The sequence below is a fragment of the Halotalea alkalilenta genome (assembly GCF_001648175.1).
Classification (GTDB): Bacteria; Pseudomonadota; Gammaproteobacteria; order Pseudomonadales; family Halomonadaceae; genus Halotalea; species Halotalea alkalilenta_A.
In genome coordinates this window covers 3,357,756-3,375,569 of sequence record NZ_CP015243.1, presented here as the reverse complement: position 1 = coordinate 3,375,569, position 17,814 = coordinate 3,357,756, and the positions used below count along the sequence as shown (strand labels likewise).

Sequence of the window (17,814 nt, the reverse complement as noted above, 5' to 3'; positions counted from 1 at the left end):
ACTCTGCCCTCATTGGCAGTTTCTTTTAGTTGGTTGATTTAACTGGGGTTGTTGAGTCGGTGTCGAGGTTCGGATAAGGTGCGCGTCGATGCTCGAGGGAGTAGTCGCTCCAAGGTTCGAACAGGACCGAGGAGGCTTTCGTCAACATGATTGGTGCCGCCCTGTCTCGCATCACGAGGGGTCATTGGCGCCATGGCGAGGGCAACCGCCGGGGGCGGTCTGACGAGACTCGGTGTTCAGATGGCGTGCGCTGGCCGGCGACGTCGTCGAGCGCCTTTCCTCGTCGGCCGGAGATGTTCTCCTTGGAAGCACTGTTCGTCGCCACTGGCGCGGTCGCCCTTGCCGAACTCGGCGACAAGACCCAGTTTCTCGCGCTGCTCCTGGTGATCAGGTTCGGTCGCCCCTGGACGATCTTCTTCGCCATCCTCGCCGCCGCTTTGCTCAATCACGGGCTGTCCGCCTGGGTGGGGCAGTTCTTCGCCAACCGGCTCGATACCGAGCTGATCCAAGTGATCACCGGTTTCTCCTTCATCGCCATCGGCCTTTGGATGCTGCGCCCCGGCGAGGCGCCTGAAGAGGCTCGCTCGCTGCGCGCTGGCGTATTCATTACCGCTTTCGTGCTGTTCTCGCTCGCCGAGCTAGGCGACAAGACCCAGCTGGCCACGGTGCTGCTCGGTGCGCGCTATGGTGAAGTACTGCTGGTCACGATAGGTTCGACCCTCGGCATGCTGCTGGCGAATGCGCCCGCGATCTGGATCGGCGAGCGTTTCGCCAAACGCCTGCCGGTACGCGGGCTCCACTTCGCCTCCTGCGCGCTGTTCATCCTGATCGGGCTGTTCACTCTGTTCGCTGCTTGGCGATGAGCGGTGGAGAGGGCGTTTTTCGTCTAAACTGCAAGCGTCGTAAGCCGTCTATCGTACTGTGTTGTTGCTAAGTTTACGTACATACGTTAGGAATGATGCGGATGGTTTTTATTCATGTTTGCATCTTGCGGCGTGGTCGGATCAGACACGGTGCCATGATGCGATTTTGGCAGTCTTCAGGAGGCGTGCTGTGAGAATCGGAATCGTCGGGCTTGGCAGGATGGGGGGCAACATCGCGCGGCGTCTGTTGGCGCACGATCATCAGTGCGTGGTGTTCGATGCCAATGCCTCCGCGGTCGAAGTCCTTGCCAGCGAGGGGGCACAAGGCGTCGATTCGCTCGAGGGCTTGGTGCGTGCGCTGCCCGCGCCGCGCTCGATCTGGCTGATGCTTCCGGCCGGCGAGATCACCCAGGCCACCATCGACGTATTGAGCGGGTTGCTCGAGGCCGGCGACACCCTGATCGACGGCGGCAATGCCTACTTCAAAGATGACGTTCGCCGCGGCGAGGCGCTTGCCGAGCAAGGCATCAGCTATCTTGACGTCGGCGTCTCCGGGGGAGTCTGGGGGCTGGATCGTGGTTTTTGCATGATGATCGGCGGTGACCGGGAGGTGTTCGAGCGTCACGATCCGATCTTCGCCTCGCTGGCGCCTGGCGAAGGGCAGGTGGAGAAAACGCCTGCGCGCGAGGAGCGCGACCCACGGGTCGCCCAGGGCTATCTCTACTGCGGGCCGGTCGGATCCGGTCATTTCGTCAAGATGATCCACAACGGCATCGAGTACGGGATGATGCAGGCCTATGCCGAGGGATTCGACATCCTGCGCAACCGTAACCAGGAGAGCCTGCCGGCCAACCAGCGCTACGATCTCGACACCGCCGACATCGCTGAGGTGTGGCGTCGCGGCAGCGTGGTTTCCTCGTGGCTGCTCGATTTGATCTCGATCTCGCTGGCCAAGGATTCCGACCTTGAGAGCTTCTCCGGCAAGGTCAGCGATTCGGGCGAGGGACGCTGGACGGTCGATGCGGCGATCGAGGAATCGGTACCGGCCGACGTGCTGACCGCCTCCCTCTATACCCGCTTCCGCTCGCGCACCGACAATACCTACGGCGAGAAGCTTCTGTCAGCGATGCGCAAGGAGTTCGGCGGCCACGTCGAAGTGTGAAGCCAGTCGTGCTGTGGGAGAATGCTCCTTGATCGGGCCCGCCGTAAGGCGGGTCTTTTCATTTTGATCGACGCTGGGAGTGGCGATGGGCGAGGGATACAGCGACTGGGACATAGTGGTCATCGGTGCGGGAGCGGCAGGGATGATGTGCGCGCACGTCGCCGGCTATCGCGGCCGCAGGGTGCTGCTGGTCGAGCATGCCAAGCGTGCGGGCAAGAAGATCCTGATGTCCGGCGGCGGCCGCTGCAATTTCACCAATCTCGACGCCGCGCCGCGCCACTACTTCGGTGCCAATCCGCGCTTTTGCATCTCGGCGATGAAGCGCTACTCTCCATACGATTTCCTCGAATTGGTCGAGCGGCACGGCATCGAGCACGTCGAGAAGGCGCCTGGGCAGCTGTTTTGCGCCGATTCGGCCAAGCCGATCGTCGAGATGCTGCTCACCGAGTGCGAGTGGGCCGGGGTCGAGACCTGGCTTTCCACTACGGTGGAGCGAATAGAACCACTCGGCCAAGGATTCGAGCTTCTCACCTCGCGAGGCCGGGTGCGCTGCAGCTCGCTCGTGATCGCAACCGGCGGGCTTTCGATCCCGACCCTTGGCGCGAGCGGTTTCGGTTACCAGGTCGCGCGCCAGTTCGGGCTCGAGGTGCTACCGACCCGCCCGGCACTGGTGCCATTCACGCTGACATCGCAATGGAAGTCTCGCTTCGAGCCGCTCGCCGGGATCGCGACGCCAGTGATTGCGCGCTGTAACGGCGCAAGCTATCGCGAGCCGCTGCTGGTGACCCATCGAGGGCTTTCAGGTCCGGCGATGCTGCAGGCCTCGAGCCATTGGCTGCCCGGCGATGCGCTGGAGATCGACTGGCTCGATGGGATCGACGCCAAGGCTTCGCTCTTTAGAGCACGCATCGATACGCCGCGCAGGAGCCTCGGCGGATGGCTGTCCGACCGGTTGCCGAAGCGGCTCGCACTTGCGCTTGCGCAGTGGGCCTGCGAGGCCGTGGGCGTCTCGGCGGAAACGACGCTTGCGGATCTCTCCAACGCTCGATTGGAGGCATTGACCGCCCAGCTCTGCCGCTTCTCGATCAAGCCCGCCGGCACTGAGGGCTGGCGGACCGCCGAGGTGACCATGGGCGGGGTGGATACCCAGGCATTCTCCTCGAAGGATTGCGCCGTACGCGACGTGCCGGGGCTTTACTTCATCGGTGAGGTGCTCGATGTCACCGGCCAGCTCGGCGGCTACAACTTCCAGTGGGCCTGGGCATCGGGCGTCGCCTGCGGGCAGTCGGCCTGAGGCGCGACCTGTGCATCGCAAGCCCGATACGAAGCGAGGCGCCCACATGGGGCGCCTCGATTGCGCTTGAGCGCGGCAGCCGCTTGAATCCGCTACTTGAGCAGGCCGCGCAGGTTGCGCGATAGGGCATAGAGTCCGATCCCACGCTTGGCGAAGCGCATCAACCTGCCCGGGCGCTTGAACACCCGCAGCAGGAAGTAGCCGCCGATGATCATCGCCGGACGCTTGAACCGGGCTAGTTTTTCGACGCTGCGATCGATCGATGCGGTGGCGACGTGCCATTCGTCCACCGCAGCGGCGATCGCCCGGCGCTCCAGCTCGATTCGCCGTTCGATCCGGCGACGCTGCTCCGCGGGGCTATGCGCCTTGGCCTCTTCGCTCATCGCCGGGCGTCCTTGTCATCCAGCTGCCGACCGACCCGATGCTCGTCGACGTGCTCCTCGATGCTGTCGCGGTCCTCGCTCAGACGAGCGAGAGTGGAGCGCAACAGGGTGGGCTGGCTCGCCACCGCCTTGACCCGCAGCGCCAGCAGCAGCGCCAGCAGCAGCAGGATGCCGGCGGCACCGCCGATCGCGAGCAGTCGATGGGTGTCCCAGAAGTACACCACCACCCAGAGCATCAGCATGCCGATGCCGAAAGTTGCGAGCAGCAGCGCGGTGAAGGCCATCAGCAGCAGCGAGAAGAAGCGATCACGCTCTTCCTGGAGCTCGACGATCACCAGCCGCAGACGGGTTTCGCCAGCACTCAGCAAGGTGCCCAGCAGGCGGCGGCCTGCATTGAACAGGCCGGCGGCGGGACCGCTGCGTCCCTGGCCCATCAGCGACGCCCGAGTAGTAGCCCGACGAAGACGCCCGCGGCGGCCGCAATGCCGATGCCACGCCACGGATTCTCATGGACATAGTTGTCGGCGCAGTCGATCGCATCGCGGCTGCGCTCGCGCAGCTCATCGCCTCCTGCCTGCAGACGATGCTTGAAGTCCTCACCGTAGCTGGCTAAGCGCTGCTTGATCTCCTCGAGCGTGGAACCCGCTTCGGCGCGCAGCTGGGTCATGTGCTCGCTGGTGTCCTCGGCGCTTGATTTGAGGAACTTCTCGACGGTGTCGGAAAGATCGCGCAAATCCTGCTCGAGCTGCTCCCTGGTGCGGTCCGCGTCGATCTTGATGTCCTTTTTACCTGCCATCTCACGTCCTCCAATGACTCCGAATGGTGTTTCCAGCTTAGCAGGGAATTGGCAGTGTTCAATCCGCCCTCGCTAGGCGATCGCGGAAAACGGCGTGCAAATCAGCCGATTGGCTGGTTGCACGCGAGCTCCTCAGGGGGTACCGAGGAAGACATTGTTGAAGCTCAGGCCAATCCCGATGCGACGCACGTAGTGATCATAGTCGATCAGGCTCTCGCCATAGCCTTCGTAGTACTGGATGAAGCCGTGCACCTTGCTCCACAGCGGGAAGGCGTACTCGAGCTGGTTGCCGAAGTTGCCCTTGCCGGGGTTGCCGCGGGCGAGCCAGGTGAACTCGTGCCCGCTTCGGGTGTAGCCGAAGGTGAAATCGGCATAGCCGACGTACTTCTCGATATCCGGATTGTCGTCGTCTGCATCCGATTCGGGGACGCGCCACCACGGCATCAGGCTCATTGTCATCGGGCCGCGTTCCAGGGTGGCCTCGGCGAATACCCGGTTCCAGCTGCGCGAGATCGGGTCGGCGCGGCCGTTCGATTGGTGGTTGATCCCAATCCGGTTGTTGGTATTGGTCCAGCCGAATACGGGAGTGTCGTTGTTGAAGCTCAAGAACAGCTCCGGCTCGTAGTTGGTCTCGCGAAACGGCGATGACGCTTCCGAGTTGTAGGCCTGCCACCATGAACGTTGCGTATAGGCGAGATAGAGATCGCCGTTATCGCCGAACACGTTGTCCCACACCTTCGCCTTGATGCTGATCTGGAATTTCATTTCGTTGTTGTCCGGCGGATCGTCCGGGTCGAGCGCGGTGAAGTTGGCGCGGTCGGGCTGCTTTGCGTTGTAGGCCACCGGCAGCACGTAGTTGCGCCTGTAGGTCGAGAGCGACAGCGGGTTGTCCTGGGCCTGGCGCTCGAAATAGGCCCGTGCGCGGCGCTCCCGTGCAACTTCCTCCTGGACGCTGGAGAGCTGTTCGGTGCCGTCCCCGCCCTGGGTGTACTGCTGGGCGGCCTCGGCCGCGGCGACGTCGTGATAGCCCTTGTGGGTCTCCTCGGCGGCGCCGGGCAGGAACGGATTGAAGCTGACTCCGAGGCCGATCCGGTTGACCCGGCGGTCGTAGTCGATCAGCGTCTCGCCGTAGCCGTTGTAGTACTGGAAGTAGCCTCGCACCCTGCCGAACAGCGGGAAGGTGTAGTCGAGCTGGGTGCCATAGTTGCCCTTGCCGGGATTGCCGCGCGCAAGCAGCGCGATCTCATGGTTGGCGGCGGTGGTGTAGAGCAGTCCCAATTCGCCGTAGCCGAGGTAGTTCTCGATGTCCGGATTGTTGTCTTCGTTGCGCGACTCGGGAATGCGCCACCAAGGCCTGATCGACACCGCCCATGGGCCACGCTGAAACACCGCTTCGGCGTAGATCCGGTTCCAGCTGCGAGAGATCGGCTCGCCTCGACCGTTCGACTGGTGGACGTAGCCGATCCGGTTGAAGGTATTGGTCCAGCCCATCCACTCGGCGTCGTTGTCGAAGCGCAGGAACAGCTCCGGTTCGTAGTTGGTCTCGCGAAACGGCGCCGAGTCGCGATCGTTGTATGCCTGCCACAGCGAGTACTGGGTATAGCCGAGGAACAGGTCGCCATTGTCACCGAAGATGTCCTCGGCGAGAGCGACCTTGAGGCTGATCTGGTACTTGAGCTCGGTATGCTCGGGGTTGTCGTTGCCTATCTCCCTGTAGTCTCTCATCCGCGGCAGATTGGAGTCGTAGGTGTAGGGCAGGATGTAGTTGAGCCGGTAGGTGGAGATCGCCAGTGGATTGTCGTTGGCCAGGGATTCGTAGTATCTCGCCCGCTCGGCGGTCTGCTGTGCCTGGCTGACGGCGGGCGTGTCGTTATCGTCGCTGGTCTGGGCGAAGGCATTGAGCGACGCGCAGGCGCCGACGAGTGCCCAGAGGGCAGGGTAACGGTGAGGTGACGCCATCGATATGGTTCCTGCGGTCCTGTGCGAGCGGCAACGCATCTGGGAAAAGGGCCGGTTGCCGAGCCTACCATTGGCTCGACGCGGAGGTTAAGCGCGGCGTGACGCGATTATAAGCGCCAATCCATGCGATGACAGTGCGCAACCAGTCGGCAAAGGCCGATTCATCCGCTGCTGCGCTGCTCAGTGCGTTCCGCTGACATGACGCGTCGCACCCTCGGGAAGGTCTTCGAAGCTGCGCGGATCCTCGAGGCGTTTGAGGATCGCGCACTCCTCGCCGCTGCGCTCGCCGCCGCACTCGCCACGCAGGTCGACCAACTGATGGCGAAGCGCTTCGAGCTCTTTGATCCTCGCCTCGACATGGTGCAGGTGCGCCTCGACCAGCCGGTCGACTTCGCCGCAGCGGTCAGGCCCGGCGTCGCGCAGCACGAGCAGTGCGCGGATCTCATCGAGGGTCATGTCGAGTGAGCGGCAGCGCCGGATGAAGCGCAGCCGCTCTTCGTGAGAGGCGCTGTAGAGGCGATAGTTGCCTTCGCTGCGCGCGGGGGGCGGCAGCAGGTGTTCGCGTTCGTAGAAGCGGATCGTCTCCACCGCGCAGCCGGCGCGCTTGGCCAGCGCGCCGATGCGCAGTCTCGCCGCGGACTCGTTTCGATCGTCCATGACTTGACCCTGTAGCGGTTATAGGCTGTCCAATCCCATCGACGAGGAGTGCCGGGTGCGCTCCATCGAGCGGACTTGGAGGAAACCTAGTGTCTCACGAATGTCGTCAAGGCGCCCAGCGCCACCGGGATGGACCGTCGCAGGAGCTGGAGGGGCATCGCCACGACCACGCTCATGATGATCACGATCACTCTCATGATGGTCACGACGATGGCCATGACCACGACCATGATCACTCTCACGATGGTCATGACCATGACCACGTACCGAAGGTCGACGCCGACAGTGAGAAGAGAGTGCTCGTCGTTCTGGTGGCGACGGCAACCTTCATGGTGGTGGAAATCGCCACGGGTTTCTTCGCCAACTCACTGGCGCTGATTTCCGATGGCTTCCACATGCTCAGCGACTCCTTTTCGCTGGGGCTTGCGCTGGCGGCCTTCCGCCTCGGCAGGCGAGCGCCCGATGCCAAGCACAGCTTCGGCTACCAGCGTTTCCAGGTGCTCGCGGCTTTCGTCAACGGTTTGACGCTGTTCGTGATCGCCGGCTGGATCCTGTACGAGGCGGCGCAGAGGATGTTCTCACCGGTGGAAGTGATGGCCGGGCCGATGCTGGCGGTGGCGGTGGCCGGCCTCGGGATCAATGCCTTCTCGCTGTTGATCCTGCATCGCGGCGATCACGGCAATCTCAACCTGCGCGGCGCCTCGCTCCATGTGCTCGGCGATTTGCTCGGCTCGGTGGCGGCGATTCTCGCTGCGGTGATCATCATGTTCACGGGCTGGACCGTGGCCGACCCGATCCTTTCGGTGCTCGCCTGCGTGCTGATCCTGCGTGCGGCCTGGGGCGTGCTGCGCCGCTCGACCCACCTGCTGCTCGAGGGCACGCCGGAGGGCGTGGTGTCGGGGGAGGTACGCACGGCGCTCGAGCAGGTCGACGGGGTGGACGAGGTCCACGACCTGCACATGTGGGGACTCTCGAGCCAGCAGAGGATGCTGAGCGCGCATCTGGTGGTCGATCAGTCGATCGACCGCGATGCGGTGCTCGCCGAGGCGTACGCCTTGCTCGCCGAGCGCTTCTCCATCGGCCATGCCACCCTGCAGGTCGAGGGCGAGCACTGCATGACCAGCGGCGATTGCCATGCCGCGCTCGGAGGGCATCGTTGAGACGCTGTGAGCGGTCAAAACGTCGATGACTGTGTAAACTGCGCGCAGCGGCGCTCAGCCCACCGATCCTGATCTTCCAGGTGGCGCGCAGTGCCAGTGATGAGCAAGTACATCGACTTTCGGAAGCGTCAGCACATGCGCCTCAATCCCGCCGTCATCCGAGCACGCCTGGTCGTCTGCGTGCTACTCACGCTGCTGTCGGTGGCGCTCCCGGCCCAGGCGCAGGATACGCCGAGCCGGGAGTCCATCGCCCAGCAGCTCGAGCAGTTGGAGAGCTCGGGCTCGAGTGACCCGTCGGTCGCCAATGACATTCAGCTTCTGCGCGAGAGCCTGGCCGGGCTCGACCGCGCCGAGGTTGCCAGGCGCCAACTGCAGGCGCTCGACCGCGAGATCGAGGAAGCGCCGCGCAGGCTCAGCGGCTATCGGCAGGCGCTGCGCGCGCTCGACCAGGACGGCGCCTTGCCCTCCCAGGCGCAGCTGGAGCGAGCCTCACTCGAACAGCTCGAGCAGCGTCTGATCGACTCACTCGGCGAACTCAAGCAGGAGCAGGATGCGCAAGGCGACGCCACCCGGCGGATCACCGCGGCGCAGACCCTGCCCGAGCGGGCCCAGGCGTCGATCGGCTCGGCCCAGGGGCGAATCCAGCAGCTGCGCACTCGGCTGCGCAACGAAGGCGATCAGCTTGGCGATATCGAGCGCCGGCAGTTGGAGATCGAAGTGGCGGCGCTCGAAGCCGAGGTCGAGCTGAGCCGGCGCGAGCTGATCAACAACACCCTGCTGCGCGATCTCGCCCAGGCCCATCGCGAGCTGCTCGCTCGGCAGGTGGAGGCGCGCCAGGCGGAGCTTGCGCTGATCCAGAGCGCGGTCACCCAGAAGCGGCGCGAAAAGTCACAGCGGGCGATCGAGGAGGCCCGCGAGGGAGCCTCGCCCAGTGAGCTCGACAACCCTCTGGTGCGCGAGGTCACCGCGCGCAACAGTGAACTGTCCGAATCGTTGCTCTACATCACCGAGCGGGTCAACGAGCTGATCCGCGACGGGATCGAGACGCGCAGCCAGCTCGATGCGGTGCAGCAGGTGCAGTCGAACCTCAATGACCAGGTCGAGGCCGTGCGCGGCAGCGTGCTGCTGTCTCGCATCCTGCGCCAGCAGCGCGAGTCGCTGCCGGTGATGGTGCAGCGACCGGCGCTGAATGATGAAATCGCCGATCTGCGGCTCAGACAGTTTGATCTTGCCGAGGCCAGGGAGTCACTTGGCGATGTCGAGCGCTATGTCGACGGCCGGCTGGATGCGCTGATTCCGAGCCTCGATCCCGCTACCCGTGAAACGGTGCGGCATACCTTGCTTTCGCTCTACGAATCCCAGCGCGAGCTGCTCGAACAGCTCGATCGGGAGTACGGCAACCTGCTGACGCTTTCGATCGACATCCAGCTCAACCAGCAGCAGCTCAGCGAGATCGGTACCTCGGTACGCGCGACGATCGACGAACAGCTGTTCTGGATCGCCAGCGGCCAGCCGCTCGGGCTCAACTGGCTCAAGCAGCTGCCCTCGGCGCTGTATCATGAAGTCGTCGATCCAGCCTGGCGGCAGGTGCTCCGGGCGCTGTTCATCGTGCCGTCGCTGTGGATCGTCAGCATATTGCCGATGCTCGCGCTGGTGATGGCGCTGAGCTTCTATCGCACGCGTATTCGCCAGCAGCTGCGCGAGCTGCACGACGAGGTCGGGCGGATCAAGCGCGACTCCCAGCGCCATACCCCGCTCGCGCTGCTGCTCAACCTGGTGCTGGCGATTCGTGGGCCGCTGCTGCTCGCCTCGGCCGGCGCCGGGCTGCGGCTGTCGGGTAGCACCTCCGGCCTGGTGCTGGGCGGTGCGCTGCTCACCGCGGCCTTCGCCTGGGGATACTTCGCCTGGGCTCGGCGGATCCTGATCGACGACGGCGTGGCGATGCGCCACTTCCACTGGCCGGCGGCCTATGTCGCTCGGCTGCGTCGATTGATCAGTCATCTCGGGGTGGCCAGTGTCCCTGTGGTGCTGGTGATCTATCTGATCCAGCACTTCGACAGCAACCTGGTCGATCAGCCGGTCGGGCTGCTGATCGTACTGTTCGGCTATCTGATGATGAGCGTGCTGCTGTTCAAGCTGATCCTCGCTCATGTGCCCTATCTTGGGGTCAAGCTGGTACGTCTTGGTCTCGGCCTCGCCATGGCGCTGGTACCGCTGGTGCTCGGCGGCCTCGTGCTCTATGGCTACGAGTACACAGCGGTACGCTTGACCACGCGCTTCATTACTTCGCTCTACGTGTTCGGTCTCTGGGTGCTGGTCGAGGCGACGGTGGTGCGAGGGCTTGCGGTCGCCGCGCGACGGCTCGCCTATCGACGCTCGGTCGAGCGGCGGCGCGCGCTGATCCAGGCCCAGGGCGGGGAGGCGGTCAGCGAGGTATTGGAAGAACCGCCGCTGGATATGGATCAGGTCAACAAGCAGTCGCTGCGACTGTCGAAGATGGTGCTGTTTCTGGTCTTCATCGCGTTCCTCTACCTGGTTTGGCACGACCTGCTCGGGGTGCTGTCGTATCTCAACAACATCAATGTCTGGCAGGTCGAGCAGAGCGAGGGTGGGGTGCAAAGCGTTGCCCACGTTTCGCTGGCGAGTCTATTCATCGCGGTGATCACCATTGCGCTGATGACCACCATGGCGCGCAACCTGCCAGGGTTGCTCGAAGTGATGGTGCTGTCCAAGCTGGAGCTCAAGACTGGAAGCGCTTACGCGATCTCGTCTCTGCTCTCCTACATCATCCTCAGCTGCGGCATCGTGGTGGCGCTGGGCACGCTCGGACTCTCATGGTCGAAACTGCAGTGGCTGGTGGCAGCGCTTGGCGTCGGGCTGGGGTTCGGTCTGCAGGAGATATTCGCCAACTTCATTTCCGGTCTGATCATCCTCTTCGAGCGACCGATCCGGATCGGTGACACCATTACGCTGAACGACCTGCATGGCACGGTGAGCCGGATCCGGATGCGTGCCACTACGGTGATCGACTTCGACCGCAAGGAGATCATCGTACCGAACAAGACCTTCATCACCGACCGACTGATCAACTGGTCGCTTTCCGACAACATCACCCGCGTGGTGCTGACCTATGGGGTCGCCCATGGCTCCGATCTCGATCGTGTCCACCAGATGCTGATGCAGATCGCCAGGGACAATCCGCTGGTGCTCGAGGATCCCGAGCCGCTGGTGTTCTGCATGGCCTACGGCAACAGTTCGTTCACCTTCGAGGTGAGGGTGTTCGTCAGCGATATCGGCGACCGGCTGCGGGTCACCGACCAGATCAACCGGGCGGTGGATGCGGCGTTCAAGCGTGAGGGCGTGCGTGTGGCGTTCCAGCAGATGGACGTGTGGCTCCATCGCGAGCGCGATGGAGACAAAGGGCGCAAGTTGAAGGGCCTCGGCATCGAGGGCGATTCGCCCGGAGGCGCTCAGCCCTCCTGAGCGTGGCCGAGGCGCCGCGCCAGCATCATGAACTCCTGGTTGCCGTCGCCGCCGAGGATCACGCTCTTCTCCCAGTGCAGGACCTCGAAGCCGGTGTCGGCCGCCGCTTTGCGCAGCCGCCTCTCGACCTCGGCGTAGTGGCGGGGGTGGCGGACCAGGCCGCGGTCGTCGATCTCGGCAGGGGAGAGCTCGAACTGCGGCTTGACCAAGCTATAGAGCCCGGCGTTCGGCGGCAGCAGCCGGGCGAGCTCGGGCAGGATCAGCGTCTGGGAGATGAACGAGACGTCGATCATCGCCCCATTCAGGCCCTCGGGGGCGAGCTCGCGCAGCCGTGCGTCGGGCAGCGCCCGGGCATTGACGCCCTCGAGACAGACCACCCGCGAATCCTGGCGCAGGGTTTCGTCGAGCTGGCCGTGGCCGACTTCGATGCCGATCACCCGGGCCGCGCCGAAGCGCAGCGCGCAGTCGCTGAAGCCGCCGGTCGACTGGCCGACATCGAGCAGGATCTGGCCTTCGAGATCGATCCCCAGGCTATTGAGCAGCCCCTCGAGCTTGAGCCCCGCCCGGGACACGTGGCGCTCCTGTGGGTCTTCGTCGAGCCGGAACCGGCTGTCTCGCGGCAGTTTCTCGCCCGGTCGTTTCACCACGCGCTCGCCGCCCGGGCCGAGCAGGGTTACGCGGCCATGCTTGATCAGCCGCTGGGCGCGGGTGCGCGAGCGGGCGAGGCCGAGCTCGACCAGCAGTTGGTCGAGTCGCAAAGGGGAGTGGGCGTCGTTCATGGCATCGTTCATGACCAGGGTCCAGCGGCGTAGAGGGCGCGCAGAGTATAACGGGCCTGGTCGCACAGTGGCGCGGCCCGAGGCTGTCTCGATGCGCTTGCCGGGGGGCGGCGCAGTTGCTAAGATGGCGCCTCGATCGACCAGCGGTGTTCTTTCAACTTCATGATTTGAAAAGAATTTTGGTCTAATCGGTTATGGTGGCCCCCATCGGTCCTCCCGCAACGTGAAATCGCGAACCCCGCCAGGCCCGGAAGGGAGCAACGGTAGTGATGGAGTCGTGTGCCGGGATGTGGCTGGCGGGGGCCGCCTCCATTTCAGCTCTTCCTTCAACTCGCCCAGGCCGGCTCGCGTGCGGCCCATGCGACGCGCTAAGATGGCGCCTCGTCAGCAGCTTCGCTGCACCCCGATCGTTACCAGCCGTCCCTACGGCGGTCGGCGCAGGTTATAGCCGTCAAGGATACCGTTCGCCTACATGAGCTACCAGGTATTGGCCCGCAAATGGCGGCCACGCACTTTCCATGAGCTCGTCGGCCAGGAGCACGTCTCCCGGGCGCTGATCAATGCGCTCGACCAGGAGCGCCTGCACCACGCCTACCTGTTCACCGGCACCCGCGGGGTCGGCAAGACCACCATCGCCCGTATCCTGGCCAAGTGCCTCAATTGCGAACGCGGGGTGACCTCGACGCCCTGTGGCGAATGCCAGGCCTGCCGGGCGATCGACGAGGGACGCTTCGTCGATCTGATCGAGGTCGACGCAGCCTCCAGGACCAAGGTCGAGGACACCCGCGAACTGCTCGACAACGTGCAGTACGCGCCGACCCAGGGGCGCTACAAGGTCTATCTGATCGACGAAGTGCACATGCTCTCGTCGCACAGCTTCAATGCGCTGCTCAAGACGCTGGAAGAGCCTCCGCCCCACGTCAAGTTCCTGCTCGCCACCACCGATCCCCAGAAGCTGCCGATCACGGTGCTGTCACGCTGCCTGCAGTTCGCGCTCAAGATGATGCCGCCGGAGCGCGTGGTCGGGCATCTTTCCCGCGTCCTCGGCGAGGAGGGGGTGAGCTTCGATGAGCGTGCGCTGTGGCTGCTGGGGCGCGCCGCGGATGGCTCGATGCGCGATGCGCTCTCGCTCACCGACCAGGCGATCGCCTTCGGCCAGGGAACGGTCAGCGAAGCCGATGTCGCGGCGATGCTCGGCACCCTCGATCATCGCCACATCCTCAAGCTGGCCGAGGCGCTCGGCGAGATCGACGCCGCCAAGGTGCTCGCCGAGGTCGCGGCACTCGCCGAGCATGCGCCGGACTTCGGTGCGGTGCTCGATGAACTGGCGGGACTGTTCCATCGGCTGGCGATTGCGCAGATGGTGCCGCAGGCGCTCGACAATGGCTTCGGTGACCGCGATGCCTTGCTCGCGCTGGCCAGTGGTTTCACCGCCGAGGATGTACAGCTCTACTACCAGATTGCGCTTTCCGGTCGCGCCGACATGGATAATGCGCCCGAGCCTCGCACCGCGCTCGAGATGACCCTGCTGCGGATGCTCGCCTTTCGCCCTCAGGGCGTACCGCGACCTGCCCAGACGCCGCTGCCGCTGCGCGGTGACGGCGGCCAGCGCGAGGCGCGCGATGGCCAGCAGGCGGCCCCGGCGTCGGCGCAGGTCGCCGACGAACCTCCGCCAGCCGACGGCCCTACGGCCGAGCCGCCCTGGAACACCGTATCGGCATCGGAGCAGAGCCCGGTTGCGGCCAGCTCCGTCGCTGAAGCAACGCCGCAGCAGGCGCAGCCCCAGATGGCGGCCGAGGCTCCCATCGAGCCCGAGCCCGAATCGCTGCCCGAGCCGGCAGCGGAGCCCGAAGATCTTCCCGCTCCTGGGCCTTCGGCCAACGACGCCAGCGAGTTCGCAAGCTACGAGGCGCAGCCGCTCGACGACGAAGACGATGACGACGAGCGCGCCTATGCCGAGTACGCTTCTCCCAACGCGGCGTCTCAGCTGAGCGAGGCGTTCACCGACGCGCTCGCCTCGTCGGGCGGCGATGCGCTCGAGCCGGCGGAGCAGGAGGCCGATGTCGATGACTGCGTGGAGGGGTTCTCGCTACCCACCGGCGCGACGATCGACCAGGCCGCATGGCTGGGGATTTTCCCCAGCCTCGGCCTGGGCGGGATCACCGGTAACCTGCTCGCCCACTGCGCGGTGATCGAGGACCGCGACGGCGTTCTCGCGCTGCGCCTCGATCCCTCCCAGGCGGCAATGAATGCCGAGATTCACGTGCGCAGGCTGGAGGCGGGGCTGGCCAAGCTCGGCGCGGCGAGAAGAGTGACCATCGAACCGGGCGAGATCGACCCTGGGATCGAGACGCCTCACGCTCAGCGGGAGCGACTCAGAGCTGAACGCCAGGCACGGGCGGTTGAAGCGCTTAGGCGCGACCCGCATATAAGAGCGCTGGAGGAGCAGTTCGGCGCGCGGCTGCTCGAGGCGAGCGTGCGTTCGCTCGAGAGCGACGCCTGAACGGCAGCGCTTCTCCACCTGTATCCCTCGATTGACCGAGCAGATCATCGTTAGCTAAGGAGTGTGGCCATGTTCAAGGGTGGTATGGGCGGCCTGATGAAGCAGGCCCAGCAGATGCAGGAAAAGATGCAGCAGGTGCAAGAAGAGATCGCCCAGCAGCAGGTCGAGGGTGAGGCCGGCGCCGGAATGGTCAAGGTCACGATGAACGGCCGCCATGACGTGATCCGTATCGATCTCGATGCCAGCGTGATGGAAGAGGACAAGGAGTTCCTCGAGGATCTGCTCGCCGCCGCGGTCAACGACGCGGTGCGCAAGGTCGAGGTCAACTCGCGCAGCAAGATGGAGGAAGCGACCGCCGGGCTCAACCTGCCGGCTGGGTTCAAGCTGCCGTTCTGATGAGCTTCTCACCCCTCTTCGAGCGCTTGGTCGAGGCCTTCCGCACCCTGCCGGGGGTCGGCCCCAAGAGCGCTCAGCGCATGGCGCTGCATTTGCTCGAGCGCGATCGCGCCGGCGGCGAGCGGATCGTCGGTGCGCTGGGTGAAGCCCTGGCGCGGATCGGCTATTGCCAGCGCTGCCGCAATCTGACCGAGCACGATCTCTGTGCGCTCTGCGAGGACCCCAGGCGTGACGAGCGCATGCTCTGCGTGGTCGAGTCACCCGCCGACCTGCTGGCGATCGAGGAGGCCGGTGGCTATCGCGGCCGCTACTTCGTCCTCCACGGGCACCTGTCGCCGCTCGACGGCATCGGTCCTGAGGAACTCGGGCTCGAGCGCCTGGAGGCGGAGGTGGCCGGGCACGACTATGAGGAAGTGGTGCTGGCGACCAACCCCACCGTCGAAGGGGAGGCCAGCGCCCACTACATCTCCGAGCAGCTGCGTCCCTATGAGGTGCGCTGTACGCGGCTGGCCTACGGCGTACCGCTCGGCGGTGAGCTCGAGTACGTCGATGTCGGCACGCTCTCGCGCGCGTTCAGCGGACGCCTGCCATTCACGTCCTGAGCGTCGCGGGTCGCTGCGTCGCGCTGTGCGCATCCCGGTTTCCTGTCTGCAGGCGTTGTCGAGGTAAGCGAGCGTATGCCTGCACGCTTGCACCTCTGCCATGCCATGCCGTTAGCAGCCCGTCCCGCCTCCCTTGCCGGCGTATGCGGCGCGTATGGAAAAATGCGATAAACCTCGGGGCGTGTTGAGCATGAAACACTCGTCGCGCCAGAGGTGGCAAACCGTGCGCGGCGGGCCCGCCGCGCCAGGCAAGCATTGCGCCAGCAACGCGATCGCTGGCTTATTCTCAACACGCTCCAGTCAAGAGAGTCGAAATGAACACGTCCCAGGGCTACTGGGTAGCCACTACCGAGGCGCTTGACGAAGCCTGCGCCGCACTTTCGAACTGCGAAGCGGTCGGTCTCGACACCGAGTTCATGCGCGAGACCACTTTCCACGCCATTCCTGCGCTGATCCAGCTCAGCGACGGAGATCGGGTGTGGTTGATCGACCCTTGCGCGGTCGAGGCAAGCGATGCGCTGCGCGCGCTGCTTGGAGCCCAGGGACCGCTCAAGCTGATCCATGCTTGCAGCGAGGACTTGGAAGTACTCGCCGCCTGGGCGGGGTGCCTGCCCGAGCCATTGATCGATACCCAGGTCGCCGAGGGGTTCTGCGGCGCAGACGCGGCGATCAGCTATCAGCGCCTGGTGGAACGCCGGCTCGGCATCGAGATTCCCAAGGATGTCACCCGCTCCGACTGGCTGGCGCGTCCGCTCTCCGAGCAGCAGCGGCGCTACGCCATGCTCGATGTCCTCTACCTGCCGGAACTCTGGCGGGCCCAGCATGCGACGCTTGAGCATCTCGAACGCCTCGAGTGGGTCGAGTCGGACTGCCAGGCGATGATCGATACGGCGAAGGCCGGTAAAGCGCTCGACGCCTACCACCTGCGCAATCGCAACGCCTGGCGGCTGTCGCCGCGAAGTCTCGCCGCCTATGCGGCGCTTTGCGCCTGGCGTGAGGAGGCGGTGCGGGCTCGAGATGTGCCACGCGGGTGGCTCGCCAACGACGGGCTTTTGTTCGCCGTGGCGGAGAGGATGCCGAAGAATCGCTTCGAGCTCGCCGAGGTACCGGAGATCAAGCCGGCGCTGATCAAGCGCGAAAGCGACACGCTGCTCGGGCTGGTCAAGGTGGCCCAAACGATCGATGCCTCCCAGCTGCCTCGTACGCTGCCGTCTCCGGTGAGCAACGACTACCGCAAGCGGCTGAAAGTGCTGAAGCGGGTGGTCGAGATCGAGGCCGAGCGCCTCGGGCTTGCCGCCGAGCTGCTCGCCCGGCGGCGCGATCTCGACGCCTGGGTGCAGGCAGACCTGCAGGGACGGCTAGACGATTGTTCACTGGAAGGCTGGCGTGGAGCGCTGCTCGACGGAGCGCTGCGCGATGCGCTCAAGGCCGCTCGCAGCCCTGTGGGGGATGAGGAGTCTCGGCTCGAGGGAGGTACGCGGGGATGAGCGAACGCTTGATCTGTCAGGTCTATCGCAGTCCGCGTCGCGATGAGACCTATCTCTACGTCGATCGTGGCGAAGGACTCGCGCGGGTGCCCGAGGCGCTGCTCGAGCGATTCGGCAAGCCGGAGCCGTCGATTGTGCTGATGCTGACGCCCGAGCGGCGGATGGCGCGGGTCGAGGCGAGCGAGGTGATCCGGCTGGTGCGCGAGCAGGGTTTCTATCTGCAGATGCCGCCGCCGCGCGATCCTTCGATGCTCGATCTCTATCGCGCGCCGACCGAGGGACGCTACTGA

Annotated in this window: 17 protein-coding genes and 1 other RNA gene; 11 read left to right on the top strand and 7 right to left on the bottom strand. The window is 64.9% G+C overall.

Features of this window, described 5'->3' with window-relative positions:
* The first annotated feature begins 302 nt into the window (after window positions 1-302).
* The 3 genes from A5892_RS15060 (at window position 303) to A5892_RS15050 (ending at window position 3,319) form a co-directional block, all read left to right on the top strand.
* Complete coding sequence (locus A5892_RS15060) at window positions 303-863, top strand: TMEM165/GDT1 family protein (protein ID WP_263281383.1); 561 nt, start codon at window positions 303-305, stop codon at window positions 861-863.
* A 190-nt stretch (window positions 864-1,053) separates the two neighbouring features.
* Window positions 1,054-2,025 carry a phosphogluconate dehydrogenase (NAD(+)-dependent, decarboxylating) gene (gene gnd, locus A5892_RS15055; RefSeq protein ID WP_064123484.1) on the top strand — a complete coding sequence of 324 codons (972 nt, stop codon included), beginning with the start codon at window positions 1,054-1,056 and terminating at the stop codon, window positions 2,023-2,025.
* Window positions 2,026-2,110: 85 nt separating this feature from the next.
* A complete protein-coding gene (locus A5892_RS15050; protein WP_064123483.1) occupies window positions 2,111-3,319 on the top strand; it encodes an NAD(P)/FAD-dependent oxidoreductase in 1,209 nt (402 codons plus the stop codon).
* Window positions 3,320-3,411: 92 nt separating this feature from the next.
* Here A5892_RS15050 and A5892_RS15045 read toward each other — a convergent pair whose 3' ends face one another.
* From A5892_RS15045 to A5892_RS20820, 6 genes are all read right to left on the bottom strand, one after another.
* The gene (locus tag A5892_RS15045; RefSeq protein WP_064123482.1) at window positions 3,412-3,702 is read right to left on the bottom strand and encodes a YqjK family protein; all 291 of its coding nucleotides are present in this window, start codon (window positions 3,700-3,702) and stop codon (window positions 3,412-3,414) included.
* Complete coding sequence (locus A5892_RS15040; RefSeq protein ID WP_064123481.1) at window positions 3,699-4,136, bottom strand: phage holin family protein; 438 nt, start codon at window positions 4,134-4,136, stop codon at window positions 3,699-3,701. Before A5892_RS15040 ends, A5892_RS15045 begins: the two co-directional genes overlap by 4 nt.
* Window positions 4,136-4,498 (bottom strand): DUF883 family protein, encoded by a 363-nt coding sequence (locus tag A5892_RS15035; RefSeq protein WP_064123480.1) that lies wholly within the window; start codon window positions 4,496-4,498, stop codon window positions 4,136-4,138. The genes A5892_RS15040 and A5892_RS15035 overlap by 1 nt, the downstream gene beginning before the upstream one ends.
* Before the next feature lie 132 nt (window positions 4,499-4,630).
* A complete protein-coding gene (locus A5892_RS15030) occupies window positions 4,631-6,457 on the bottom strand; it encodes a phospholipase A (RefSeq protein ID WP_064123479.1) in 1,827 nt (608 codons plus the stop codon).
* Between the two features lie 180 nt (window positions 6,458-6,637).
* Window positions 6,638-7,114: a Cd(II)/Pb(II)-responsive transcriptional regulator gene (cadR, locus tag A5892_RS15025; RefSeq protein ID WP_441294765.1), complete on the bottom strand. Its 477-nt coding sequence runs from the start codon at window positions 7,112-7,114 to the stop codon at window positions 6,638-6,640.
* 86 nt (window positions 7,115-7,200) lie between these two features.
* On the bottom strand, window positions 7,201-7,371 hold the full coding sequence (locus tag A5892_RS20820; protein ID WP_223302688.1) for a hypothetical protein: 171 nt from the start codon (window positions 7,369-7,371) through the stop codon (window positions 7,201-7,203).
* A gap of 39 nt (window positions 7,372-7,410) precedes the next feature.
* Between A5892_RS20820 and A5892_RS15020 the strand changes: the two genes are divergently transcribed.
* Window positions 7,411-8,274, top strand: a complete 864-nt coding sequence (locus A5892_RS15020) for a cation diffusion facilitator family transporter (RefSeq protein WP_223302687.1) — start codon at window positions 7,411-7,413, stop codon at window positions 8,272-8,274.
* Between the two features lie 135 nt (window positions 8,275-8,409).
* Entirely contained in the window at window positions 8,410-11,757 is a 3,348-nt protein-coding gene (mscK, locus tag A5892_RS15015; protein ID WP_064124541.1) for a mechanosensitive channel MscK, read from the top strand.
* Here mscK and A5892_RS15010 read toward each other — a convergent pair.
* A complete protein-coding gene (locus A5892_RS15010; RefSeq protein WP_223302686.1) occupies window positions 11,745-12,548 on the bottom strand; it encodes a TlyA family RNA methyltransferase in 804 nt (267 codons plus the stop codon). The two genes, mscK and A5892_RS15010, sit on opposite strands and share 13 nt — an antisense overlap.
* A 193-nt stretch (window positions 12,549-12,741) precedes the next feature.
* On the opposite strand from A5892_RS15010, the gene ffs reads away from it, so the two are divergent.
* From ffs to A5892_RS14980, 6 genes are all read left to right on the top strand, one after another.
* Window positions 12,742-12,838: signal recognition particle sRNA small type (gene ffs / locus A5892_RS15005), an RNA gene on the top strand.
* 170 nt (window positions 12,839-13,008) lie between these two features.
* Window positions 13,009-15,039 (top strand): DNA polymerase III subunit gamma/tau, encoded by a 2,031-nt coding sequence (gene dnaX / locus A5892_RS15000; RefSeq protein ID WP_064123478.1) that lies wholly within the window; start codon window positions 13,009-13,011, stop codon window positions 15,037-15,039.
* Between the two features lie 69 nt (window positions 15,040-15,108).
* Window positions 15,109-15,435 (top strand): YbaB/EbfC family nucleoid-associated protein, encoded by a 327-nt coding sequence (locus tag A5892_RS14995; protein WP_064123477.1) that lies wholly within the window; start codon window positions 15,109-15,111, stop codon window positions 15,433-15,435.
* On the top strand, window positions 15,435-16,037 hold the full coding sequence (gene recR, locus A5892_RS14990; protein ID WP_064123476.1) for a recombination mediator RecR: 603 nt from the start codon (window positions 15,435-15,437) through the stop codon (window positions 16,035-16,037). Before A5892_RS14995 ends, recR begins: the two co-directional genes overlap by 1 nt.
* Before the next feature lie 314 nt (window positions 16,038-16,351).
* Complete coding sequence (gene rnd, locus A5892_RS14985) at window positions 16,352-17,524, top strand: ribonuclease D (RefSeq protein WP_064123475.1); 1,173 nt, start codon at window positions 16,352-16,354, stop codon at window positions 17,522-17,524.
* The gene (locus A5892_RS14980) at window positions 17,521-17,814 is read left to right on the top strand and encodes a YcgL domain-containing protein (protein WP_064123474.1); all 294 of its coding nucleotides are present in this window, start codon (window positions 17,521-17,523) and stop codon (window positions 17,812-17,814) included. Before rnd ends, A5892_RS14980 begins: the two co-directional genes overlap by 4 nt.